We start from the raw sequence: 22,724 nt of genomic DNA on the forward strand, positions 1-22,724 counted from the left end.
GGATGGGGCGGATTCGGCGAGGGGACGGGCCGTTGGTGGAGCACAATCATGTCGATCTGTCGTTGCCCAGCGCGGCGCGGATGTACGACTGGCTGCTGGGTGGCAGCAACAACTTCGAAGCAGACCGGAATGCCTGCGAGTTGTTGCTGGAGGTGGCACCCACCTCGCGTGAGATCGCGCTGAACAACCGGTGGTTCCTTCAGCGCGTGGTCAGAGTGCTGGCCGAGGAGCACGGAATTAGGCAGTTCATCGATTTCGGCTCGGGCCTTCCGACACAGCGCAACGTGCACCAGATCGCGCAGGAGGTCGACCCCGAATCCCACGTCGTCTATATCGACAACGATCCCGTCGTCCTGTCGCTGGGCCAGTCCCTTCTCAACGAGAACGACAACACGGCGATCCTGTCGGTCGACATGACGGACACCGCCACCATCTTCGGTCACCCGGCCTTCACCCGGCTCATCGACTTCACCGAGCCTGCGGCCGCCCTGTTCATCTCCGTACTGCACTGCCTGCCGGACAGCGCCGGGCCAAAGGCCTTTGTTCAGCGGGTCGTTGACAAGCTCGTCCCGGGCAGCTTCGTCGTCGTGTGCCAGCTCGTGAGCGACGATCCCAAGGTCCGCGACGACGTCACCGAACTCATGCGGGTCCAGACCGGGGGCAATTGGGGCAGGGTCCGGGAGAAAGCGGACGTGGACGAGATCTTCGACAAGGTCGTTGTGGAGGACCCGGGACTCGTCGACGTGACCGACTGGCGGCCCGACTCCGAGCTCCAGCAGCGCCAACGCAGCATCGAATGGACGGAGTACGGCGGGCTCGGGAGAGTGCCGCCCCGGCAATAGGCCCGGCCCCCGGCCCCGGTTCAGCGACAGCGACAGCGACAGCGACAGCGACAGCGACAGCGACAGCGACTAGGAATACCGCTCGACGGCCTCGTCCAGCATGCGCCGGCTTTCCATGGGTGAGGCACACGCCTCGCCCTGGATGCGCAGCAGGAGCTGGAGGTGCCGCTCGAAGTCGTTCTCCTTCGTCGGCCAGGGCTTCGCCCGCTCCTCGGCGCTCAGGGCGGGCTTGTTGTAGTAGTCGGCCTTGCGGTAGCCCTCGACGTAGACGAGGTCGGGCAGGCCGCCGCGGCCGAACTGGAGGTGGGCCATGCCGCCCGCCATCGACGCCTCGTTGCCCGCGATCATCCGGTCGAGGAGCACGAACCGGATGATGATGTGCGGGAGTCGGGCCATCTCCGCGAGGTGGAGCATCTGGTCGCGCATCACCTGGTCCGAGCCGGCCCGCCGCAGCAGGACGGACTCGTCCATGAGGAACACGCAGCGCGGCGGCTCGGCCTGGCCGAACACCCGCTCCTGCCGCTCCCGGCGCATGGCGACCCGTAGCTCCATCTCGGGGCTGTCCCACTCCGTGAGGTGCAGGCCCGTGCGGAGGATGCAGCTCGCGTACTCGGGAGTCTGCAGCAGACCCGACACCAGACGTACGTCGTACGTGGTGAGCCCGATGGCGACCGATTCCAGGCCGAGGAGCCGTCGCAGGTAGTCGGGGGTGCAGTCGTCGAACCTGTTCTGGAACCATTCCGGTTCCTGGGCGCGGGAGAACAACATCGACAACTTGTTCCGTGCCGGACCGTCGAGTTTCAGATAGGCCATCACCGCTTCGACCGTGCGCCCCTCGGGCGTGGAATCGGCATTCTCCAGGCGGCTGATGGTGGAGTTCGAAACGTGGGTGGCCTTCGCCAGTTCTTTCTGCGTCAGACCGGCCTCGTCACGCAATTCCTTGACGGCGAGACCGAGCATGATGGTGGCCGCGGTCTTTGTCGTGTCCGGCCCGGCGGTATGCCGGGCCAGACGATTGATCGGAATCGGATCCGGGGACACGCCTTCTCCTCACAACGGGCAGTCACCTTCACATGATGACACGCCCGGGCCGGAGGCGTTGCCCGAACTTATGTACTCCGACGCCTAGTGTCTCGTGATCCCGTCAGCGTTACGTGATCTTGCATGTCTCGTTGCTGTTGGTATGGAGCTTTCCGTGGAACAGGCCGCCGAGTTACGGGAGTTGGCGAACAGTCGGGATGTGCCTGCGGATTTGGCGACGCGGGCGCGGATCGTGCTGTGGTCGGGTGAGGGGCGGCGACGCAAGGACATTGCCGAGTTGCTGGGGGTGTCGCTGCCGACTGTGGACCGGTGGAAGACCCGTTATTCCCAGCACGGGGTGGCCGGGCTGGAAGGCGATCGCCCCGGCGGGGCCCGGGACCAGGTACCGGTACGGGTACGGGCGCGGGTGATTGCGCTGACGCGTATGACACCGCCGGCTGGCACCGGGCTTTCGCACTGGTCGACGCGCGAGCTGGCGAAGTACCTGAAGCGGACCGAGAACGTCACCGTGTCCTGGCACTACATCGCGCGGATCTGGCGCGAGGAGCAGCTCAAGCCGCACCGTAACGGCACCTTCAAGATCTCGAAAGACCCGGCGTTCGCGGAGAAGGTCGCCGATGTCGTCGGTTTGTACCTGGCCCCGCCCGGTGGCGCCGTGGTGCTGTCGGTCGACGAGAAGACGCAGGTGCAGGCCCTGGACCGAACCCAGCCGGTACTGCCGGTGGCCTTCGCGGCCGCCGAGAAGCGCACCCACGACTATGTGCGGAACGGCACCACGAACCTGTTCGCCGCGCTGAATGTCACGACCGGTGAGGTATTCGGCGAGTGCAAGGCGAACCGGAACGGCGCGAACTTCCTGGCGTTCCTGAAGAAAGCCGTTAAGCCGCATGCGGGGAAGGAGATCCATATCGTCCTGGACAACCTGTCCACGCACACCACACCGGAGGTCAAGGAGTGGCTGGCGAAGAACCCGCATGTCCACTTCCATTTCACCCCTGTCGGGTCCTCGTGGTTGAACCAGATCGAAATCTGGTTCGGGATCATCACCCGGCAGTCCATCCGCCGCGGCACGTTCGCAAGCGTCAACGTCCTGGTCAAACAGATCCGCGACTACATCAACTCCTGGAACGAGAACCCGACACCCTTCACCTGGACCGCCACCGCCGACGAGATCCTCGCCAAGGTCCGACTCGTCCAGACCAGCGTGAAGAAACTCGTCAATAACAACTCGAAGTAACGCAATCAGGATCACGAGACACTAGTTGGGAGTACCGAGGGCGTCGAACTCCCCCCTTTTCGCACCGTCGAGGAATGCGCCCATCTCCTCGGCGGTAAAGATCAGTGCGGGTCCGCCGGGGTCGGTCGAGTTTCGTACGGCCACACCGCCTCGGGGCAGCGCGGCGAGCTCGACACACATGCCGTTCGCTTCGGACATGCGGCTCTTCACCCACGTTCCCGGGATGAGACCGGCAGCCATTCCGTTCGTGAAGTCCTGCATCAGAGGCGAACCCTCTCCGTTCGACAAACCCACTTTTCCGACCCTTTTCGTCGCGGCCTCGAAACCGCACAGGTGGAAGCCCCATGAAATCCCGTCATGCAATTTCATGGCTCGACGTGATGGAAATGCTAGCGGCTCGAAATCGAACAATGCCGTCCCACGTACGGGTGGATGGTGTCCTGCCGGGTGGTGCGGGTAGCGCGGGAGCGCGCAATGGTCCGCTCCTGGTCCGGCCTGACATGAAGCTGTCACACACGGACCGGAATCCCCCGCCGGGCCGCCGGGGTTGGCACTGGTACGACCCCGCTTCGAGGCCGGACCTCGCACGACGAAGGAGCGACCACCATGACCGTTGACCTGACCACGACCGACCTCCAGGCCTTCACCCAGGACTGGCTGGAGTGGTATCGCGGGCAGGAGGAACGCCTCGCCGCTCCGCACGGGTTCCTGGCGATCACCGGGCTGCACTGGCTCGACGACCGCCCTCAGCGCTTCCCGGACGCGCCGGGTGCCTGGTGGACCGACGCCGACGGGGTCGCCGTAACCCTCGACGAAGGGGAGGAACTCGTCGTGGAGGGGACGCCGGTGCGGGGTGAGCACCGCTTCGGTGTGCTGCCCGAGCGGGGCGGGGTGAACGCGGTCTGGGGTGATGCCGTGATCGAGGTGGCGAAGCGCGGCGGGAACGACATCGTGCGGCCCCGGCACCCGGACGCGCCGCTGCGCACCGACTTCGCCGGTACGCCCGCCTATGCGCCGGATCCCCGCTGGGTGGTCCGGGGTCGGTACACGGCCTTCGAGACACCGCGTCCTACGACCGTGGGCGCGGCGGTCGAGGGGCTGGAGCATGTCTACGACGCGCCGGGCCGGGTCGAGTTCGAGCTGGACGGGCAGTCGCTGGCCCTGACCGCGTTCCCCGGACGGGGGCCGGGCGGACTGCTGCTGCTCTTCACCGACGCCACCTCCGGGGTGACCACGTACGCCGCGAACCGGGCTCTCGCGCTCGCCCCGCCGGACGCCGACGGCACGGTCGTCCTGGACTTCAACCGTGCGACGAACCTGCCGTGCGCCTACACCGACCTGGCCACGTGCCCGTTGCCGCCGGCGGAGAACCGGCTGCACGTATCCATCGAGGCCGGGCAGAAGACACCCCGTGAGCGGGGAGGACAGGTCTGATCGTCGCCCCGGCCGCGGCCACGGCACCCCGGGCCGCGGCCGGGCTCGTCGAACCCGGTCAATCGCCGAGACGCGGTATGGCCATCCGTTTCTCCCTTCGACAACCATGCGCACCCCTCAGTCGTCCCCATTGATGACGCGCTGGTTCTCGCGCGGCCGTACCCCCACCGACACTGCGCACGGACGACGCGCAGGAAAGAGGCCGTATGCTCCGTATCCACTTCACCTCGCAGGACCTGCAGAGCATCCGGGTGGCCCGTCAGCCCCACGCTCTCTGGGAACTCGTGTGCGGTGTCTGCCGGTTGGACGCGCGGCAAGGGGCGCTGGAGTTCGGGCACTGGCGCCGGTCGGTGCGCGAGGGGCTGGCGAAGGATCCGCGGGCCCGGCGGGCTCTGTCGCCCTTGCAGACGCTGATTCCTCCGGTGGGTTACATCCCCGACTTCCTCACGCCGTCGGTCACGGGTGGCGGTCTGGCCGTCGGGCTCGACCAGGTGCGGAGCACCTCCCGCGCCCGGCTGACCCGTGAGCTGTCCCGGCTCGCCGAGGCGCGGTCGCTGCCGTCCTGGGTGTCCACCCTCAACAGACCGGGCGCCAAAGCCCTGGGGACGTTGACGCGAGCCCTGGAACTGTCCTGCAAGACGCTGCTCGAACCGTACTGGCCCCGCATCCAGACGGCCGTCGGCAACGACGTCGAACTGCGGTCACGCGCGCTTCTCGACGGCGGCACTTCCGCGCTCCTCAACGCGCTGCGCCCGCACGCTCGTTGGCACGCTCCGGTCCTTGAGGTGGACTATCCCGTCGACCGCGAGCTGCACCTGGAAGGGCGCGGCCTGCTGCTCGTCCCGTCGTACTTCTGCTGGCGCAGGCCCACCGCCCTCGCGGACCCCACGCTCGGGCCGGTGCTCGTCTACCCGGTCGCCAAACAGCCCCTGGAGATCGTCCGGGCGAGCAGGGACGGGCTGGAGCGGCTGCTGGGCCGTACCCGGACGGTCGTCCTGGCGGATCTTGCCAGCCATGGGGCGCGTACGACGTCCGAGGTGGCCACGGCAGCCAACATCGCGCTGCCCAGCGCCAGTTACCAGCTCGGCGTGCTGCGCGACGGAGGCCTGATCGCCAGCCACCGGGAGGGCCAGTTCGTGCGGCACTCGGCAACTCCCTTGGGCCTGCGCCTCCTTCACGAGCGGTGACCGGGCAAACCTCGCCGGTGCCGATTAGAAGGGTTTCGAATTCATTGCCGCCATGTGCCCTGTACCGCCATCGTTTGTGACGGTCGCCGTGTGCGTCACGGCGGCGCCGGGCCGGGGCGACCCGGGCGCGGTGGCCACCGGACACAGGGGGACGGTGGGCACCGCGTCCGCGGAGTCGGGGAGTCAGCCCGTGGAGGTGCGGTGGGTGAGGGGTTCGCGCAGGTTCAGGTGGTCGCGGAGGGTCGTACCGGTGTAGGCGGTGCGGTAGACGCCACGTTCCTGGAGTGCGGGGACGAGGTGGTCGACGATGTCGTCGAGGCCGTCGGGGATCAGGTACGGCGTGATGTTGAAGCCGTCGACGGCGCCGTGCCGGACGAAGTGGGCGAACTTGTCGGCCAGGCCCTCCGGTGTGCCGACGTGACCGCGCTGAGGGCCGAGCGCGATGACGGTCTCGCGCAGCGACCAGCGGTTGGCGTCGGCCTTCTCCCGCCATTCGGCGACCACTTGGCGGGGATCGGCGATGCGCCGTGCGCCGAAGGAACCGTCGTTCTCGGCGACGACCGGGTCCTCCTTGGGCAACGGCCCGTCGGCGTCGCGGCCTGAGAGGTCGATGCCCCACAGGAGTCCGGCGATGCCCAACGCGGTTGCGGGGGTGACCTGTTGGAGGCGGATCCAGCGCTTCTTCTCCAGGGCCTCCTCCTCCGTGGCGCCAATGATGATCTCGGTGCCCGGGAGGATGCGCAGGTCGTCCTCGGGGCGGCCGACGGCCCGCAGCCGGCGCCGTAGGTCGTCGGCGAAGGCGAGCGCGTCGTCGAAGTCGTTGCCGTGCGCGGAGAAGATGACGTCGGCGTTGCGGGCGGCGAAGTCCCGGCCCTCGCCGGAGTCCCCGGCCTGGAAGATCACCGGGTGTCCCTGCGTGCTGCGCGGCAGGGTGGGTGCGAGGTCGACGTCGAACTGCGGTCCCTGGTGGCGGACTTGGCGTACGGCGCCGGGTGCCGCCCAGGCCGGGGCAGCCGCCGAGCCGGACACGGCCGCGTCCTCCCAGCCGTCCCAGATCGCGCGGGCGACGGTGAGGAACTCCTCGGCGCGGCGGTAGCGGTCGGCGTGGTCTAGGTAACCGCCGCGGCGGAAGTTGGCGCCGGTCCAGGCGTTGTCGGTGGTCACCACGTTCCAGCCGGCCCGGCCCTCGGAGAGCAGGTCGAGGCCGGACAGGCGGCGGGCGAGGTCTGCGGCTTCGTTGAAGGTGGTGTTGGACGTGCTGACCAGACCGATCCGGTCCGTCACGGCTGCCAGCGCGGCGAGTTGGGTGATGGCGTCGGGCCGTCCGGCGACGTCGAGGTCGTGGATCTGGCCGTCGACCTCCCGCAGCCGCAGCCCCTCCCCCAGGAAGAACGCGTCGAACAGGCCCCGTTCGGCGGTCTGGGCGACGCGCCGGAAGTTGGCGGGGTCGATCTGCGAACCGCTGGCCGGATCCGACCAGACCGTCCAGTGGTTGACGCCCTGGAAGAAGACACCGAAGTGGAGTTGGGCGTCGGGGCGGGGGACGTCGAGGGGGTCGGTGCGGGTCATCGGGCATCCTCCTGGGCGGCCGCGGCGGCGTAGCGGTTGGCGGGCCGGTCGAGGCCCAGGTGGGTGCGCAGGGACGCGCCGGGCAACGGGCGTACGGCGTAACGGCGTTCGAAGAGAGGGGGCAGGACGAGCCGGGACAGTTCCGGGAGATCCTCGTCCAACACCAGTGGGTGCAGGCGCACTCCGTCCACTACGCCTCTCAACTCCCCGAGCAGCGCGGCGAGTCCGGCGGCGGAACCGATGTGGCGCAGGCGTCCCCGGTCGCTCCAGGGCGCGTGCCGTTCGAGGTCGGCGACGCGTTCCTCGGCCGTGGCGTCGGCGGTGTCGAGGGCGACTTCGACCTCGGCGAAAGTACGCGGTGTTCCGGCGGCGGACGCGTTCGCGGTGACGGCGGCGAGGTCGATGCCCGCGACGAGGGCGACGTCGAGTTGATCGCCAGGCACTCGGTCGGGGCTGCCGAGCACGACGAGTTGGCCCTGCGGCGGACGCGGCACGATCGCCGGGCCCTTCACCGTGTAGGTGTCGCCGGTGAAGTCGACGTAGTGCAGCCGGTCGCGATCGAGGTAGCGGCTGGTGGCCACGGAGCGGATGACCGCGTCGTCCTCCCAGGAGTCCCATAGATCACGGACGACCTCGACACCGTCACGCGACTCGCGGGCGCGGGCCGCGGCCCCGTCGACGAGCGGGCGCCCCCAGACGGAGGCCGCCTCGGGCCGTGCCTCCTCGCTCACCACCCACCCGGCGCGACCGACCGAGATGTGGTCCAGGGACGCCAACTGGCTTGATACGTGGAAGGGTTCGGCGTAGGTGAGCGGCACGACCGGCGCGATGCCGACGACACTCGTCGACGCGGCGATGAACGCGGCCCGCTCCACCGCGCCGATCCGGCCGACCAGGTCGGGGCCGGCGCCGGGCAGCAGGACGCCGTCGTCCAGGGTGAGCAGGGTGAACCCGGCGTTCTCCGCGGCGGCGGCGACGCTGGCCACCCGGCGCGGGCTCAGCAACTGGTCAGGAGAGTGGGCGGCGCGGCGCCAGGCCGCGGGATGGGCGCCGTCGCCGTCGATTTCGAGGGCGAGCCGCAGGGCGGGGCCGGACATGGGGTTCCTTCCGAGAACACGTCGAGACGGCCGGCCCGAGCGGGCCGACACGGGTCAGGGGCGTGCGGAAGGACAGACGGCGGAGGCGGTGCGGCAGTAGTCGACATGCCGCCGGATGATCAGCCGCGCGCCCGGGACGGCACCATGGGGTGCGGCGTCGCGTACGCGCATCGGGGCCTCCACCCGTCCGGGAACGATCGCCTCAACCTTGGTCGTCGGCCCGGGAAGATGTCAAGAACATTAGATGTACGCGCATGCAGCGGTGCCGAGGCGGAAAAGGGTTGGCCGCGACGACGACCGGGCTGGTAACTTGCCGTTGGCCGTGACACCGCATGAGGAGGTGAGACCCATGAACGCAGTATCCAGGTGGGTGCTCCCCCTCTTTTCCACGGTTGGGCCAGCGGCATAGGTGTCGCCGGGAGCGCCTCACACCAAGGCGATCCCGAAAGGCAACACCATGGAACTCTCCCGACATTCACTGCACTTCACCGCTGAGACATCGTCGAACGGTGTCCTCGTCCGCGACTTCGCTGTAGGCGAGGTCACTGGCGCGCTCTGGTCCCCCGCAGCCGCCGCCTCCGAACGCGCCCCCCTGGTCCTGATGGGCCACGGCGGCGGCAACCACAGCAAGGCACCGGCCATGGCGGGCCGTGCGGAGCGCCTCGTGAACGGCGCCGGTTTCCACGTCGCCACCATCGACGCACCCGGCCACGGCGACCGACCGCGCACACCGCACGACGAACGCGAAATCGCCCTGATGCAACGGAAGATGGCGGCGGGCGAACCGGTCGGCGAGATCGTCGTCCGCTACAACGCCCACCTCGCCGAGCGTGCCGTACCGGAGTGGCTGGCGACCCTGGACGCCCTCCAGGAACTCCCGGAGATCGGTGCCGAAGGCCCCGTCGGCTACTACGGCCTCAACATGGGCACCGCGATCGGCGTACCGCTGACAGCGGCCGAACCCCGCATCACCGCCGCGGTGTTGGGCCTCTTCTGGTACGACGACTCGCTCGCCGAGACGGCACGGCGGATCACCGTTCCGATCGAGTTCGCGCTCCAGTGGGACGACGAGCACATCCCGCGCCCGTCCGGTCTCGCGCTGTTCGACGCCTTCGCCTCGAAGGAGAAGTCACTGCACATCAACTCGGGCAGCCACAAGGAACTGCCCAGGTTCGAGGCGGACAGCGCGGTCCGCTTCTTCGCCCGGCACCTGACCGTCAACGGACTTACGGCGTAACACCTCAACGCGGCTGCCGCCCGGCGCCTTCTCCGAAATCCATGCCCGTCATGAGTTCGGAGAAGGCGCCGGCCGCGGCAGCGGACGTGAAGAGCCGGTCGAGCCGGGCGCGGGCCAAACTGCGGTGAAATGGACCGGAGTTGGTGGCGTCACCGGCGTCGTGGAGCATGCGGGTCATCCAGTGCGAGAACTCCTGGTCGCTCCAGACGCGGCGCAGACACCGCTCCGAGTAGGTGCGCAGGGCCGTGTCGTCGTGGTCGTGGACGGCGTCCTGTACGGCTCGGGCGAAGAGATCGGCGTCGTAGAGAGCGAGGTTCATCCCCTTGCCGCCCATCGGCGAGACGATGTGCGCCGCGTCGCCGACGAGGAAGAGACGGCCGTACTGCATCGGGTCGTGGACCAGGCTGCGGAGCCGGAAGGTCTCGCGGTCGGTGATCGGGCCGGAGAGGAGGGCCGGGTCGCCGAGCCGGGTGCGCAGCGCGTCCCAGACGCGGGCGTCGGGCCACGCGTCGGGGTGGTCGTCCGGCGGGCACTGGAGGTAGTAGCGGCTGGCGTACGGGCCGCGCGGGAAGTGCGCGGCGAAGCCCTGCGGGCTGACGGCCAGGAGCGGGTGGGCGGGCGGCGGCGCGTCGGCCATGACCGTCAGCCATCCGATCCCGTGATCGAAGGCGTACGGCGTGAGGGCCCCGTCGGGGACGGCGCTGCGGCTGATGCCGTGGTCGCCGTCACAGCCCGCGACGTAGGAGCAGGTGATCGTACGGAGGCCACCGTCCTCGGTGCGGTAGCGGACGGTGGGGTGGTCGCCGGTCAGGTCGTCCAGGGAGACGTCCGCGGCCTCGAAACGCAGGTCGCCGCCGTCCTCCAAGTACGCGGCGGTGAGCTTCTGGACCAGCATCTGCTGGGGGCAGAGCCGAGCCGTAGGGCCCTCGGAGCCGTCGTAGTCGTTCACCAGATGCGTCTCGCCGTCGACCCGGAGCTCCAGGATGCCGTCGTGCGGGACGCCGCCCAGTACGCGGTCGGCCAGCCCCCAGGAGTCGAACATCCGGACGGCGCGGGTCTCAACGATGCCGGCGCGCTGGCGCTGTGCCACGTACTCGCGGGTCTGCCGTTCCAGGACGACACAGTCGATCCCGCTGCGCCGCAACAGGTTCGCGACGGTGAGCCCGGCCGGGCCCGCGCCGATCACCACCACGGTCGTGGATTCCGGAGACTCGCTCAACTCCCGTGTGCTGTCAGCCACTTGGCCACCTCCGGAATCACCCTACCGACCACCGGGGCCCGGCCGACCGGTGGATGGTCACTTCACCTCGATCGTCACCTTCCAGGTCTCGACGAGCAGGGGGCAGAGGTTGCCGGGGTCGGGGACGCAGTGGCGTTGCGCGGAGATGGTGGCGGCGCCGGCGGATGCGGAGTGGAAGACGGCCGTGGCGTCTCCGGACGGGTACGTGGCGTCGGAAGCGTGGGCGAGCACCGCGGAGTTACCGGATTCCGGAGCGGTCCAGGTGTAGGTGAGTCCGCGCTCGCGGGAGTGGGTGAGCCGGATCTCCACATCGCCACCCGAACTCGCGGGCACCGTCCGGCCGTTGTCCGTGTTCGTGAGGACGACGCGTCCCGCCAGGTGCGCGTGCGGCGTCCGACCCTGAGCGGTCGCCGATGCCGCGACGGCCACGAGGACCAGCCCCGCGGCTCCAAAAGCCGTGGACCACTTCGTTGCTCCCATGATTTCCTCTCCTCGCACCCGCCGGACCGGCGGTCTCCGAAAGCGGCGAGCGTGCCGCCCAGCGGCACAACGTGGTGGAGGAGGACGGGTCACAGACAACCACCCGTTCGTGCGGACCTGTGCCGAGACAATGCGTGTGCTATGAATCTTCACGCGTGACCGATATGACAAGACGATAGACAACCGTTCGACCGGCCCCACGGGTGAGGACCGGTCGGGGTCGCCGATGCCGGGGTCCGCTCCCCGGGCTGCGGTGATCTTCCTTCCCAGGAGGACCTCCCGCATGTTTCGACGTATAGGCACCGGGGTCGTCAGACATCCCGTCTGGACCATCGTGGCCTGGCTGATCGCTGCCGTGGCGATTGTCGCCACCGCGCCCGGCCTGCCCTCCAACAGTGACGAGAGCAGTTTCCTGCCCAAGAGTTACGAGTCCATCAAAGCCGCGGATCTGCAGGTGAAGGCGTTCCCCAGCGCCTTCACGCCGTCCGCGATCGCGCTGTACCAGCGCACCGACGGCGGCAAACTGACCGCCGCCGACAAGAAGGATGTCGCCCGGATCACGACCGAGCTGGGCAAGAAGCACATCGACCAGGTGCAGAAGGTGGTCCCCGGCCCGCCGTCCAAGGACGGCAGGTACACCATGACCCTGGTCCAGATGGACAGCAAGAACGCCGGTCAGCCGGTGCAGGCGGACGCCGCGAAGGTGTTGCGCGACGACGTCAAGCAGCTGGCCAAGGGCACGGACCTCGACGTGAAGCTCGGCGGTTCCGCCGCGCAGGCCCTCGACCAGCAGGATTCCTCGAAGCGCGGCGAGGCGCTGATCGGCATCGGGACCTTCCTCATCATCCTGGTGACCCTGCTGATCATCTTCCGGGCGCCGATCCTCGCCTTCCTTCCCCTGGTCCTGATCGGGGTGGTGGCGTCCATCGCCAACGGGCTGATCGCGTACGCCACGAAGCTGTTCGGTCTCCAGGCCAACAGTTCCGTCTCGTCGATCCTGATCGTCGTGCTGTTCGGCGTGGGCACGGACTACTTCCTGTTCCTGATGTTCCGGTACCGAGAACGGCTGCGGGCGGGTGACGAGCCGAAGCAGGCCATGGTGAACGCGGTCGCCCGGGTCGGCGAGGCCATCGCCTCGGCCGCCGGCGCGGTCATCATCGCGTTCCTCGCGCTGGTGCTGTCCACGCTGGGCTTCCTCAAGCAGATGGGTCCGGCGCTGGCCATCTCGGTCACCGTCACCCTGATCGCGGGCCTGACCCTGATCCCGGCCGTGGTGTCGCTGATCGGGCCGAAGGTCTTCTGGCCCTCCAAGTCCTGGCAACAGGAGCCGCAGAACGCCCGGTTCGCCGCCCTCGGCCGCGGTGTGCAGCGCCGGCCCGCGCTGACGGCCGCGCTCTCCGGGCTCGTCCTCGTCGCGCTGTCGCTGGGCACCCTCGGCTACAAGGCCACCTTCGACCTGGCCTCGGGTTCCATGCCCAAGACCAAGGAGTCGATGGTCGTCCAGGACGAGATGCAGAAGGCGTACTCGGCGGGCGCAGCCGCCCCCACCGACGTCTACCTCTCCAGCACCGACGGCAGGCCGCTCGACAAGTCCGCCTTCACCGCCTACGCCGAGAAGCTCGGGGCCGTCGACGGTGTGGCGAACGCCCGTATGAGCCAGGTCAACAAGGACGGCACCACGGCGGACTTCACCGTCACGCTGAAGTACGAGGCGTCCACGGAGAAGGCGATCGACGCCGTGGGCCGGGTGCGGGACGTCGCGCACTCCTCCGCGCCCGACGGCACCGAGGCCCTGGTCGGCGGCATGTCCTCGATCTACAAGGACATCAACAGCGCGGTCAACCACGACTACCGGACCGTGTTCCCCGTCGCCGCCCTGCTGATCATGCTGATCCTGGGACTGCTCCTGCGCAGTGTGGTCGCGCCGTGGTACCTCATCGCCTCGGTGGGTCTCGGCTTCGGCGCCACCCTCGGCGCGACCGTCTGGATCTTCCAGGACGCGCAGGGACACCCGGGGCTGATGTTCATGCTCCCGGTGATCATGTATCTCTTCGTGGTCGCCATCGGCACGGACTACAACATCCTCATGATCGCCCGGCTCCGCGAGGAGGCCCGCGAGGGCCGCGATCCGCGCGAGGCGGCGAGCATGGCGCTACGGCACGCGGGACCGACCGTGGCCGCGGCCGGTTTCATCCTCGCGGCGACCTTCGCCACGATGATGCTGGCCGGCAACGCGCTGCTCACGGAGATGGGGTTCGCGGTCTCCTTCGGCATCGCCGTCGCCGCCTTCGTGATGGCGATGTTCTTCACGCCGAGCCTCACCGCCCTGATCGGCCACGCCGCGTGGTGGCCGGGGCACGCCGACCGCGCCCAGGAAACCCCGGGCGGCACGGGCACCGGTTCCGACACCTCCGGTCCGGCCTCCGCCACAGGGGACCAGGACTCGGTCAGCCACGGTCCGGCGGGCCGTCGCAACTAGCAACTAGCAACTAGCAACTAGCAACAATGCGGGGCCTGTTCGCCGATCCGTACGACCGGCGAACAGGCCCCGCACCCACATCAGCGGTCGGCGGGCCTGGGTGAGCAGCAACCCACCCTGGACGGCGGCGAGCAACGCGAGGGCGAGGCGGGCGGGCTCGTGGTGCTGGCCGACGACGAAGGGACCATCGTCGCCGCGGAGTTGGTGTACCGACCGGACGACTGCCTGGCAGTGCGTCTGGTGTTGCTCGGGCCCGACGGCATGGAGGCCACCTGGACCTTCGCCTGGGAACTGCTCGCGCTGGGCCTGAGGTTCTCGGCAGGCGACGGGGACATCACCGTACGGCCCGCGCCGGGGCCGATCGCGGGCGTCGAGGTGGCCCTCGTGCCACCGTCCGTCGCACGCGTGTGGCTGCCCGCAGAGAAGGCCGCGGGCTTTGTGCGGAAGGTGCGGAAGGTGCGGAAAGGAGTCGGCCGCGACCTCAGCGGTATCACCCCGGCGCTCGACCTCGAACTGGCCGCGATCGCGAGCGGTGCGTAGGAGACAGCCCGCGTCGGCACGTCCTACGCGCTCGGGTCCCAGGCCAGGAGCAGGTCGAAGAGACGTGGGTCGCCGTCCACCTTCAGGGAGTTCACCGGGATGCGGGCGTACAGGGCCAGGACCAGCTCGCCGGCCGTGCCCCGGAGGGTGGCGCCGGCCGCGTCCTCACCGGTGCCGGTGGCGGGCGCCGGGAGTTCGGTGACCCGGGCGCCGTCGGCGGAGAGCGCGAGGTGCCAGGAACGGCCCTCCGTGGCGTGGTACTCGACGGCGGCGGGCTCGTGCGGCCAGGGGTCCGTCCCGGCGCAGCAGGTGGACAGGAACTCGTCGACGCCGTCGAGTGCCGCCTCGTCCGACAGCGGCTCCGGGGCACCGAAAGTGATCTGGGCGTCGTAGGCGTGCACCGTGGCCTCCTGGACCTGGTGCCGGGCCACGGCGCCGGAGGTCTGCGGAGACTGCGATCCGCCCCACCATGTCCAGCAGCCGCGATCCGGGCCGAACTCCCGCAGCGCGCCGAGCAGTTGCTCCGTGGACTCGGCCGACCAGGCCAGCAGCGCGGCGCGCTCCTGCGGCCCTTCCGGGACAGTCACGTCGCGGCGGGCGTCGGCGGGCCCCGCGGCGACGGTTCCGGCCCAGCGGCGCTGCACCCCGCCCAGGTGCTGCACGAGGTCCCGCAGCGTCCACTCCGGACAGGTCGGCACCTGTGCGTCGAGGCTCGGCGCGGAGGCGACCGCGGCCCGGAACGCGACCGACCGCTCGTCGATCAGCCGCAGCAGGACCGGGAACTCCAAGATCTCTGTCACGCGGACTGTCTATCACCGTGCCTCGACGACCCGACAGCGAATTTCACGGCCGCTCGACGACCGACTCTCCAACGGTCAGCTGTCGAGGGCCTGTTGGACCGTCGGATGGCACTCGATGAATCCGTCGATGCCGACGAGCTGGATGATGCGCAGCACGGGTGGGGCGGCCCCGGCCAGCCGCAGCCGGCCGCCCGCTTCGGCGAGAGCTGTCTGCACGGCGATGAGAATGTTGATGCCGCTGGAGTCCATGAAGGTGACGTGGCGCAGGTCGATGACAACGCGCGGTGCGGCGCCCTCCGGCAGCTCCAGCGCCTTCCTCAGTGAGCCGCCTGTCTCCTGGTCGATCTCTCCGGCGACAGTCACCACCAAGGTGCCGTCGACGACGTCGGTCCTGACCGACAACCGCCCCGGCCGGCCCGCGTGTTCGGTGTCCACCATCTGTCCTCATACACAAGTCGGTGAGCGCTACGGATCAGGACTTTCATCCGAAGTGCTGCCCCGCATCGTACGGTTGATGCTTGTGTCCGGTGGAGCTGTCCGACGGAGCCGGCGGAGATTGACGGAGTGCGCGTTGCTTCACGGGGTATGCGCCGGGCACGCGGAAGGCGGTGAGACGATCCGGATGGAACAGGATTCACCGGAGGACGACGACACAGCGCCGCAGGCCCGGGCCCTGCGGTCCACCGTGGCGCTGGACGGGGACGGCTCGTGCATCGCCGAGGCCCGCCGGCTGGCCGCGACGTTCCTCGCCCGGGCCCAGGCCGAATACGGACTGCCGGTGTCGGACCGTGCCATGGATCTCACGCAGCTGGTCGTCAGCGAGTTGGTCACCAACGCCCGTAAGTACGCGCCCGGCCCGGTGCTGATGGATCTACGGATCGTCGATGCCCTGGTCGAGGTGGAGGTGTGGGACTCCGACCCGGTGCTCCCGGTCGCCCGTGCCGCCGACGCCCAACGGGTGGGGCAGCACGGCCTGGAGATCGTACGGGCGGTGGCACGGGGCTTCGAGGCGCAGCGCGAACCCGTCGGCAAACGCATCACCGCCCGCATCCCTCTGACGGATGCCCCGGACGGCGAGGCGGGTGGGACACAGGTGCCGTAAGTGCCGTATCGCACCGCCGAGTTGAGGCGGTTATGGTGTCGGCGGCACGCGGTAGACGGAGACGTGATCGTGCGACTCGGCGGTGAACTCGGCGCCGGACCAGTCCCCGTGCCTGCTCTCCAGCTCGAACCCGGCCAGCTGGGCCATGAGGTCGAGTTCGGCCGGCCAGATGTAGCGGTGGGGGCTGCGGGACAGCCGCGCCTGCTCGGTCTCGTCGATTCGGAAGTGGTGCGATACGACGTGCTGGCGCAGGGTGTCGTACGTGTCCAGGCCGATGTAGTCGGAGTCGGTCCGCCAGACGGTCGCCGTCTGCCCCGGCGGAAGTCTGCGCAACTCCGGTACCCAGAGCTCGATCACGAACCGTCCACCAGGCGTGAGATGCCGGGCGGCGTTGCGGAAACACTCGACCTGCTCGGCCTGGGTGAGCAGGTTCGAGATCGTGTTGTAGACGAGATAGACCAGGCTGTACGTCCCGGGCGCGGCAGTGGTCGCCATGTCCCCGATGATCACCGGGATCGTCGCTTCGTCGGCCTTGGTGCGCAGTTGCTCCACCATCGGCTCCGACAACTCGACACCGGTGACAGGGACTCCGCGCTCGGCGAGCGGCACGGCGACCCGCCCGGTCCCGATGGCGAACTCCAACGCGGCGCCGTCCCCGGCGAGATGCGCGAGGCGGTCCACGGTCGGCACCAGAGTGCCGGGGTCGAACATGCCGGTGCCGGGGGTGTCGTACCGCTGGGCAACATCAGCGCCCCAAAGCGTCTCCTGTCGCATTCCGTCAACGCTGGCTGTTCGACGATGTGTTGTCCAACGGATTTCCCCGCCGCAGGCCAACTCCGGTGTCTGGGTGGCACATCACTCCTCCCCTCCGCTCTTTACCTGAGGGCGCCCCGAAGCCGGCACGACGACGTGATCGCCATCGGCAGAGGGTGTTCGAGGCGATCGGGGTCCTGGACGACCCGTGTGCCGTACGGCGTTGGACAACTCGTGCGACCGGGGCGCGTGTCACGGTCCATGTCCGTAACTACCTTGTCTGTCCAGCCAGTTGAAGGGCGGCCCGGTCGGCGACCGCGGTGATGCCGCATTGCATACTGACGCCCATGCGAACGACGGAGCACACACTCAGACGCGCATGGCACACCGTAGCGGCGGGCTCCGACCTGCTCGACGACGCCATGTTCCCGCCCATCGGCACATCGCGGGACCAGTACAAGGAGCGTGTGGGCAATCCCGGTGGCCTCTTCCTCGTCCTGGACGAAGACGGCACCGTGCGCGGTTACGGCAATGCCCACTCGGAGGTCTTCGCCACCCAGGACCTCGATCAGGTGCTGTACTTCGTCGCGGAGCATGCGGTCCATGATCTCGCCGAGCACATCGTGGCCCACTCCCCCGGCGACGGGCCCGCCGTCAATCTGGTCAGCGGGCAGGCCGAGTTGCTGGACCGGATCAACCCCGCGTGGGGAAGCAGATTTCGCGACGGCGGTATGAGCGACATGGACGGTACGCGGACGGCGCTGCCGTGTGGAGGTGACCCGCTGGAGCGCTTCGCCTGGGTCGCCCGTGAATGGCGCGACCAGGACCCCTACACCTGCCTCGCCTTCTTCCGGGGCGAGGACGTCAGCGCCGAACAGATCGCCCTGCTCCACGGAGCCGACCCGGAACAGGTCACCACCGGGACACGCCTGTCGGATCTGCGCGACAGGGACGAACTCGGTCGCGACCACTGGGAGACGGCCTGGGAGACCTTCTCCTTCGGGGAGGCGGGCGGTTGGGCGTTTCTGATGTACAACGACACACCGTCCGGCATCCGGGCCGACAGCGCCGCTCTCGCCCGACTCGGAGTCACGGAGACCGTGGAGTTGACCGCCACCTCCGCGAAGGCCATCTACAGCATCGACTACACGCGTGACGGCCGCCGCGTCGACGACGGCTGGGGCATGCTGGAGTTGATCTGGTACAAGCGGGGCCGAGCCCCCTACTACCGGGGCGGCCAACTCGACTTCCTCAACCGGGCGTTGCGCCACGCCGAAATGGACCACCCAGAGCTGCTCCACGACTTCGAGTTGTACTTCCACGCTCTGGAGGTCTCACTCGGCCTGCAACTCCCCCGGCAGGACATCCGGGAGGGAACCGTCCGAGCCGCGCAGTGGGCACGCGGCGACGCGGGCCGGGGGTAGGACCTGTGCCGGCGCTCAGGTTGTCACCGTCTCGACGTGGTGGATGAACTCGCTGATGTGGTTGGCGAGTTCGGGCCACAGCTCCTGCGGAAGGCCGTGGCCCATTCCCCCCAGGATCAGCAGTTCGGCGCCCGGGACGGCCGCGGCCGTGGCGCGACCGCCGCTCACGTCGCACACGATGTCGTCGGCGCCGTGCACCACCAGTGTGGGCACCCGCAGAGACCGCAGCCGTTCGGTACGGTCGCCCGTGGCCACCACCGCGAGCCCTTGGCGCTGGATGCCGAGGGCGTCGTAGCCCCGGTCGAAGACGCGTCCGGCCCGCTCGGCCGCGGCGGTCGCGTCGAACGGAAAGCCCGGCGACGCGGCGAGCCGCAGGGCGCGCACCTGCCACTCGACGAAGGCCTCCCGGTCCTGCGGCGGTGCTCCCAGTCCGGCGAACACGGAGAAGTCGGCCTCCCCGACGCCGGGCTCGCCGGTCGTGGACATCATCGAGACGAGCGAGCGGACCCGCTCCGGGTACTCGATCGCGATCATCTGGGCGATCATCCCGCCCATCGAGGAGCCGACGAGGTGGACGCCGGCGAGGCCGAGCGCGTCGAGCAGGCCCACGGTGTCGGCCGCCAGGTCGGAGAGTGTGTAGGACGCCGTGGAGAGGTCGCCGGCCAGGGCCGCCGGGAAGTCCGGGACGGGTGCGTCGGGGAAGTGGGTCGAGCGCCCGGCGTCGCGGGTGTCGAACCGGATCACGTGCAGCCCCCGGTCGACCAGCGCCTGGCAGAATCCCTCCGGCCAATTGATCATCTGGGCGCCCGCTCCCATGATCAGCAGGACCGGCGGTGCCCCGGGGTCACCGAAACGTTCGTAGGCGATCTCGATTCCGGACGGGCCGACGTTCCGTGCTGTCAGTTCTGGCATGGCCGAAACGGTAGCCATCGCACGGGCGCGAGAGATCGAACCACGGTCTGACGTTTTTCGCCCGACCCCCGGGTTACGGTGGAAGCGGCCGGGGAATTCGCTCGACACGCGGAAGTGTCCGGCCTCCCCTAGAGTGTTGTGGTCGACGTTCTCATTCCGGTCGCCTCTCGCCGCTGACCCTTTGCCGTCGATTCTCCGTGTGACGTACTCAAACAGTTCGATCATTTCGGGAGGAACACGCCATGCCCTTCGCCACCAGCACGGACGGCACGCAGATCTTCTACAAGGACTGGGGATCGGGTCAGCCGGTCGTCTTCTCCCACGGCTGGCCGCTGACCGCCGACGCGTGGGATCCCCAGCTGAAGGTGATGGCCGACAACGGCTTCCGTGCCGTGGCCCACGACCGGCGTGGCGGCGGGCGTTCCGGTCAGCCCTGGGACGGCAACAATCTCGACACGTACGCCGACGATCTGGCGTCGGTCATCGAAGCCCTGGATCTCCGTGACGTGATCCTGGTCGGGCACTCGACCGGCGGCGGTGAGGTCACCCGCTACATCGGCCGGCACGGCACCGGCCGGGTCGCCAAGGCCGTCCTGGTCGGGGCGATCCCGCCGCTCATGCTCAAGACGGACGCTAATCCGGAAGGCCTGCCGATCGAGGTCTTCGACGAGATCCGCAACGGCGTGGAGACAGACCGTTCGCAGTTCTACAAAGATCTCAGTGCCCCGTTCTACGGCGCCAACCGGGACGACTCGACCGTCACCCAGGGAACCCGTGACGAGTTCTGGCTCTGGAGCATGACCGTGGGAATCAAGGGCGCTTATGACTGCGTCAAGGCATTCTCCGAGACCGATCTCACCGAAGACCTCAAGAAGATCGACGTCCCGACGTTGATCGTGCACGGCGACGACGACCAGATCGTTCCCATCGTGGCTTCCGGCGACAAATCGTCGAAGCTCGTCAAGGACGCGATCTACAAGGTCTATCCGGGCGCTCCGCACGGCCTGGCGATGGTGCCGAAATTCGCCGGGCGGTTCAACGCCGATCTCCTCGAATTCGCCCGCAGTTGATCGCACGGTCCTGGTGTCGAGTCCACCCGGCGGAGTTTGAGTCCGTGCCCGGCGGGGACCCGAACGGTTGGCTCAAGGGACCGCACATTCCACACAGAGAGAGAAGTTGAAGCGCTGTGACCGCGCGCACCGTCAAGAAGGAAGACCTGCGTCTGCCGCCCGAGACCGGTTGGGCGAAGGCCCGTCGCCGTAGCGGCAAGGCCGTACGCACCTGCGTCCCACCCGTCGACGACAACAGCGTGACACCGCCTCCGCAGACACTCACCGAGGGCAACATCGTCAGAGGCGACGACTGACGAGTCGGAGGGACAGGGACCGGACAACGGGCCGGGGGCCGAAGGCTTCCGGCCCTCGGCATGTCGTCGGGGCGACTTCCGGGGTACCCGAAGGTCCGTACCGATCCGGGGCACCCGTAGCCCGTACCGGACGAACACCCCCACCGGAAGGACCCCGCCCATGTCCACCAAGGTCTCCGACCACCTCCTCCAGCGCTTGCGCGAGTGGGACGTCACGCACGTCTTCGCCTACCCGGGCGACGGCATCAACGGACTGCTCGCCGCCTGGGGCCGCGCGGACGACACCCCCCGCTTCGTCCAGGCACGGCACGAGGAGATGGCCGCGTTCGAGGCCGTCGGCTACGCCAAGTTCTCCGGCAAGGTCGGTGTCTGCGTCGCCACTTCGGGGCCCGGCGCCATCCATCTCCTCAACGGCCTCTACGACGCGAAGCTCGACCACGTGCCCGTCGTCGCGATCGTCGGGCAGACCAACCGCAGTGCCATGGGCGGCAGTTACCAGCAGGAGGTCGATCTGCTGAGCCTCTACAAGGACGTCGCCTCCGACTTCTGCGAGATGGTCACCGTCCCGGAGCAGTTGCCGAACGTCCTCGACCGGGCGCTGCGCACCGCCATGGCGCGCCGCACGGTGACCGCCGTGATCATCCCGGCCGACGTCCAGGACCTCCCCTACGCCCCGCCCGAGCACGCCTTCAAGATGGTGCCGTCCAGTCTGGGCATGCCGCACTCCACGGTGGTGCCGGACGACGACGATCTGCGGCGGGCCGCCGATGTCCTCAACTCCGGTGGAAAGACGGCCGTGTTGATCGGGCAGGGCGCTCGGGGTGCCCGTGCGGAGGTCAAGGCGGTCGCCGACCGGCTCGGTGCCGGGGTCGCCAAAGCCCTGCTCGGCAAGGACGCGTTGGACGACGATCTGCCCTATGTCACGGGCGCGATCGGCCTGTTGGGCACACAGCCGTCGTACGAGATGATGCGGGAGTGCGACTCGCTGCTGGTGATCGGGTCGTCGTTCCCCTACGCGCAGTTCCTGCCGAAGTTCGGGAAGGCGCGGGGTGTGCAGATCGACATCGATCCGCACATGGTGGGGCTGCGCTATCCCTTCGAGGTCAATCTCGTCGGTGACGCCGCCGCGACACTGCGCCGGCTGCTCCCGTTGCTGGAGCAGATGGAGGATCCGGCGTGGCGGGTCAAGATCGAGGCCAATGTGGCCCGCTGGTGGGAGGTCATGGAGCGGCGGGCCGCCGTCGAGGCCGATCCGGTCAACCCGGAGCACGTCGTGCACGCGCTCAACGGGCTGCTGCCGGACGACGTGATCCTGTCCGCCGACTCCGGTTCGGCCGCCAACTGGTACGCCCGGCACCTGAAGTTGAGCGGTGCGATGCGCGGCTCGCTGTCGGGGACGCTCGCCACGATGGGTGCGGGGGTGCCGTATGCCATCGGTGCGAAGTTCGCGCACGGTGACCGGCCGGCCATCGCGCTCGTCGGGGACGGGGCGATGCAGATGAACGGCATGGCCGAGCTGATCACCGTCGCCAAGTACTGGCAGGAATGGGCTGATCCGCGGCTGATCGTCGCCGTGCTGAACAACCGGGATCTGAATCAGGTGACTTGGGAGATGCGGGCCATGGAAGGCGCCCCGCAGTTCCTGCCCTCGCAGTCGATCCCGGACGTCGCCTACGCCGACTTCGCCCGCTCCCTGGGCCTGACCGGCATCCGGGTGGAGAAGCCGGAGGAGGTGACCGGCGCCTGGGAGAGCGCGCTCGCGGCCGACCGGCCGTGCGTGCTGGACTTCGTGACCGACCCCGCCGTACCGCCGATCCCGCCGCACTCCACCCTGGAGCAGATCGAGGCCGCCGCGTCCTCCGTCCTCAAGGGCGACAGTGATCGCGCCGCCGTGCTCAGGCAGGGGTTCAAGGCGAAGATCCAGGATCTCCTGCCCGGTGGAGGGCACCGGGGCCATTCGTGACGTATCGCTCAGGGACGGGAT

At 68.9% G+C, this 22,724-nt stretch carries 22 protein-coding genes; 12 read left to right on the top strand and 10 right to left on the bottom strand.

The genetic code is table 11. The features are described 5' to 3' along the window. Positions 1 to 2: 2 nt before the first annotated feature. Positions 3 to 842: an SAM-dependent methyltransferase gene (locus OG496_RS03110; protein WP_405969448.1), complete on the top strand. Its 840-nt coding sequence runs from the start codon at positions 3 to 5 to the stop codon at positions 840 to 842. A 69-nt stretch (positions 843 to 911) separates the two neighbouring features. On the opposite strand, the gene OG496_RS03115 is transcribed toward OG496_RS03110, so the two are convergent. Next, on the bottom strand, positions 912 to 1,883 hold the full coding sequence (locus OG496_RS03115) for a helix-turn-helix domain-containing protein (RefSeq protein WP_405969449.1): 972 nt from the start codon (positions 1,881 to 1,883) through the stop codon (positions 912 to 914). A 94-nt stretch (positions 1,884 to 1,977) separates the two neighbouring features. On the opposite strand from OG496_RS03115, the gene OG496_RS03120 reads away from it, so the two are divergent. Further along, positions 1,978 to 3,120, top strand: coding sequence for an IS630 family transposase (locus tag OG496_RS03120; RefSeq protein WP_405969450.1), 1,143 nt, complete (start codon positions 1,978 to 1,980; stop codon positions 3,118 to 3,120). Positions 3,121 to 3,141: 21 nt separating this feature from the next. Here the strand turns inward: OG496_RS03120 and OG496_RS03125 are convergent, their stop codons facing one another. Continuing rightward, a complete protein-coding gene (locus OG496_RS03125; RefSeq protein ID WP_405969451.1) occupies positions 3,142 to 3,489 on the bottom strand; it encodes a DUF397 domain-containing protein in 348 nt (115 codons plus the stop codon). A 237-nt stretch (positions 3,490 to 3,726) separates the two neighbouring features. Between OG496_RS03125 and OG496_RS03130 the strand changes: the two genes are divergently transcribed. Further along, the gene (locus OG496_RS03130; RefSeq protein WP_405969452.1) at positions 3,727 to 4,554 is read left to right on the top strand and encodes a DUF1684 domain-containing protein; all 828 of its coding nucleotides are present in this window, start codon (positions 3,727 to 3,729) and stop codon (positions 4,552 to 4,554) included. 206 nt (positions 4,555 to 4,760) lie between these two features. Beyond that, positions 4,761 to 5,741: an ArsR/SmtB family transcription factor gene (locus OG496_RS03135; RefSeq protein ID WP_405969453.1), complete on the top strand. Its 981-nt coding sequence runs from the start codon at positions 4,761 to 4,763 to the stop codon at positions 5,739 to 5,741. 183 nt (positions 5,742 to 5,924) lie between these two features. On the opposite strand, the gene OG496_RS03140 is transcribed toward OG496_RS03135, so the two are convergent. Together OG496_RS03140 and OG496_RS03145 are read right to left on the bottom strand one after the other, a co-directional pair. Further along, positions 5,925 to 7,310, bottom strand: coding sequence for an NtaA/DmoA family FMN-dependent monooxygenase (locus OG496_RS03140; RefSeq protein ID WP_405969454.1), 1,386 nt, complete (start codon positions 7,308 to 7,310; stop codon positions 5,925 to 5,927). Next, entirely contained in the window at positions 7,307 to 8,407 is a 1,101-nt protein-coding gene (locus tag OG496_RS03145) for an LLM class flavin-dependent oxidoreductase (protein WP_405969455.1), read from the bottom strand. Before OG496_RS03145 ends, OG496_RS03140 begins: the two co-directional genes overlap by 4 nt. A gap of 457 nt (positions 8,408 to 8,864) precedes the next feature. On the opposite strand from OG496_RS03145, the gene OG496_RS03150 reads away from it, so the two are divergent. Continuing rightward, positions 8,865 to 9,644 (top strand): alpha/beta hydrolase, encoded by a 780-nt coding sequence (locus OG496_RS03150; RefSeq protein WP_405969456.1) that lies wholly within the window; start codon positions 8,865 to 8,867, stop codon positions 9,642 to 9,644. A 4-nt stretch (positions 9,645 to 9,648) separates the two neighbouring features. Here OG496_RS03150 and OG496_RS03155 read toward each other — a convergent pair whose 3' ends face one another. Continuing rightward, entirely contained in the window at positions 9,649 to 10,884 is a 1,236-nt protein-coding gene (locus tag OG496_RS03155; RefSeq protein WP_405969457.1) for a 4-hydroxybenzoate 3-monooxygenase, read from the bottom strand. A 57-nt stretch (positions 10,885 to 10,941) separates the two neighbouring features. After that, positions 10,942 to 11,364 carry a hypothetical protein gene (locus tag OG496_RS03160; protein WP_405969458.1) on the bottom strand — a complete coding sequence of 141 codons (423 nt, stop codon included), beginning with the start codon at positions 11,362 to 11,364 and terminating at the stop codon, positions 10,942 to 10,944. Positions 11,365 to 11,647: 283 nt separating this feature from the next. On the opposite strand from OG496_RS03160, the gene OG496_RS03165 reads away from it, so the two are divergent. Together OG496_RS03165 and OG496_RS03170 are read left to right on the top strand one after the other, a co-directional pair. Further along, on the top strand, positions 11,648 to 13,843 hold the full coding sequence (locus OG496_RS03165; RefSeq protein WP_405969459.1) for an MMPL family transporter: 2,196 nt from the start codon (positions 11,648 to 11,650) through the stop codon (positions 13,841 to 13,843). Positions 13,844 to 14,002: 159 nt separating this feature from the next. Next, on the top strand, positions 14,003 to 14,383 hold the full coding sequence (locus tag OG496_RS03170; protein WP_405969460.1) for an SsgA family sporulation/cell division regulator: 381 nt from the start codon (positions 14,003 to 14,005) through the stop codon (positions 14,381 to 14,383). A gap of 23 nt (positions 14,384 to 14,406) precedes the next feature. On the opposite strand, the gene OG496_RS03175 is transcribed toward OG496_RS03170, so the two are convergent. Together OG496_RS03175 and OG496_RS03180 are read right to left on the bottom strand one after the other, a co-directional pair. Further along, positions 14,407 to 15,183: a maleylpyruvate isomerase N-terminal domain-containing protein gene (locus tag OG496_RS03175; RefSeq protein ID WP_405969461.1), complete on the bottom strand. Its 777-nt coding sequence runs from the start codon at positions 15,181 to 15,183 to the stop codon at positions 14,407 to 14,409. A 75-nt stretch (positions 15,184 to 15,258) separates the two neighbouring features. After that, positions 15,259 to 15,621, bottom strand: a complete 363-nt coding sequence (locus tag OG496_RS03180) for an STAS domain-containing protein (RefSeq protein WP_405969462.1) — start codon at positions 15,619 to 15,621, stop codon at positions 15,259 to 15,261. A 184-nt stretch (positions 15,622 to 15,805) separates the two neighbouring features. Between OG496_RS03180 and OG496_RS03185 the strand changes: the two genes are divergently transcribed. Next, positions 15,806 to 16,285, top strand: coding sequence for an ATP-binding protein (locus OG496_RS03185; protein WP_405969463.1), 480 nt, complete (start codon positions 15,806 to 15,808; stop codon positions 16,283 to 16,285). A 30-nt stretch (positions 16,286 to 16,315) separates the two neighbouring features. Here OG496_RS03185 and OG496_RS03190 read toward each other — a convergent pair whose 3' ends face one another. Next, positions 16,316 to 17,059 (bottom strand): class I SAM-dependent methyltransferase, encoded by a 744-nt coding sequence (locus tag OG496_RS03190; RefSeq protein ID WP_405969464.1) that lies wholly within the window; start codon positions 17,057 to 17,059, stop codon positions 16,316 to 16,318. A gap of 326 nt (positions 17,060 to 17,385) precedes the next feature. On the opposite strand from OG496_RS03190, the gene OG496_RS03195 reads away from it, so the two are divergent. Next, complete coding sequence (locus OG496_RS03195; RefSeq protein ID WP_405969465.1) at positions 17,386 to 18,462, top strand: hypothetical protein; 1,077 nt, start codon at positions 17,386 to 17,388, stop codon at positions 18,460 to 18,462. Positions 18,463 to 18,477: 15 nt separating this feature from the next. Here the strand turns inward: OG496_RS03195 and OG496_RS03200 are convergent, their stop codons facing one another. Next, a complete protein-coding gene (locus tag OG496_RS03200) occupies positions 18,478 to 19,374 on the bottom strand; it encodes an alpha/beta fold hydrolase (protein ID WP_405969466.1) in 897 nt (298 codons plus the stop codon). 242 nt (positions 19,375 to 19,616) lie between these two features. On the opposite strand from OG496_RS03200, the gene OG496_RS03205 reads away from it, so the two are divergent. The 3 genes from OG496_RS03205 (at position 19,617) to OG496_RS03215 (ending at position 22,703) form a co-directional block, all read left to right on the top strand. Then, positions 19,617 to 20,444, top strand: a complete 828-nt coding sequence (locus OG496_RS03205; RefSeq protein ID WP_405969467.1) for an alpha/beta fold hydrolase — start codon at positions 19,617 to 19,619, stop codon at positions 20,442 to 20,444. A gap of 116 nt (positions 20,445 to 20,560) precedes the next feature. After that, positions 20,561 to 20,740, top strand: a complete 180-nt coding sequence (locus OG496_RS03210) for a hypothetical protein (protein WP_366492775.1) — start codon at positions 20,561 to 20,563, stop codon at positions 20,738 to 20,740. A 160-nt stretch (positions 20,741 to 20,900) separates the two neighbouring features. After that, positions 20,901 to 22,703: a thiamine pyrophosphate-requiring protein gene (locus OG496_RS03215; RefSeq protein ID WP_405969468.1), complete on the top strand. Its 1,803-nt coding sequence runs from the start codon at positions 20,901 to 20,903 to the stop codon at positions 22,701 to 22,703. Positions 22,704 to 22,724: the final 21 nt, after the last annotated feature.

The sequence above is a fragment of the Streptomyces sp. NBC_00988 genome, assembly GCF_045162645.1.
In the GTDB taxonomy this organism is placed as follows: Bacteria; Actinomycetota; Actinomycetes; order Streptomycetales; family Streptomycetaceae; genus Streptomyces.

Coding starts and splice junctions, on each gene's coding strand:
- OG496_RS03110 (WP_405969448.1), top strand. CDS start 3: ATGGGGCGGATTCGGCGAGGGGACGGGCCGTTGGTGGAGCACAATCAT.
- OG496_RS03125 (WP_405969451.1), bottom strand. CDS start 3,489: ATGAAATTGCATGACGGGATTTCATGGGGCTTCCACCTGTGCGGTTTC.
- OG496_RS03130 (WP_405969452.1), top strand. CDS start 3,727: ATGACCGTTGACCTGACCACGACCGACCTCCAGGCCTTCACCCAGGAC.
- OG496_RS03135 (WP_405969453.1), top strand. CDS start 4,761: ATGCTCCGTATCCACTTCACCTCGCAGGACCTGCAGAGCATCCGGGTG.
- OG496_RS03140 (WP_405969454.1), bottom strand. CDS start 7,310: ATGACCCGCACCGACCCCCTCGACGTCCCCCGCCCCGACGCCCAACTC.
- OG496_RS03145 (WP_405969455.1), bottom strand. CDS start 8,407: ATGTCCGGCCCCGCCCTGCGGCTCGCCCTCGAAATCGACGGCGACGGC.
- OG496_RS03150 (WP_405969456.1), top strand. CDS start 8,865: ATGGAACTCTCCCGACATTCACTGCACTTCACCGCTGAGACATCGTCG.
- OG496_RS03160 (WP_405969458.1), bottom strand. CDS start 11,364: ATGGGAGCAACGAAGTGGTCCACGGCTTTTGGAGCCGCGGGGCTGGTC.
- OG496_RS03165 (WP_405969459.1), top strand. CDS start 11,648: ATGTTTCGACGTATAGGCACCGGGGTCGTCAGACATCCCGTCTGGACC.
- OG496_RS03180 (WP_405969462.1), bottom strand. CDS start 15,621: ATGGTGGACACCGAACACGCGGGCCGGCCGGGGCGGTTGTCGGTCAGG.
- OG496_RS03185 (WP_405969463.1), top strand. CDS start 15,806: ATGGAACAGGATTCACCGGAGGACGACGACACAGCGCCGCAGGCCCGG.
- OG496_RS03190 (WP_405969464.1), bottom strand. CDS start 17,059: ATGCGACAGGAGACGCTTTGGGGCGCTGATGTTGCCCAGCGGTACGAC.
- OG496_RS03195 (WP_405969465.1), top strand. CDS start 17,386: ATGCGAACGACGGAGCACACACTCAGACGCGCATGGCACACCGTAGCG.
- OG496_RS03200 (WP_405969466.1), bottom strand. CDS start 19,374: ATGCCAGAACTGACAGCACGGAACGTCGGCCCGTCCGGAATCGAGATC.
- OG496_RS03205 (WP_405969467.1), top strand. CDS start 19,617: ATGCCCTTCGCCACCAGCACGGACGGCACGCAGATCTTCTACAAGGAC.
- OG496_RS03215 (WP_405969468.1), top strand. CDS start 20,901: ATGTCCACCAAGGTCTCCGACCACCTCCTCCAGCGCTTGCGCGAGTGG.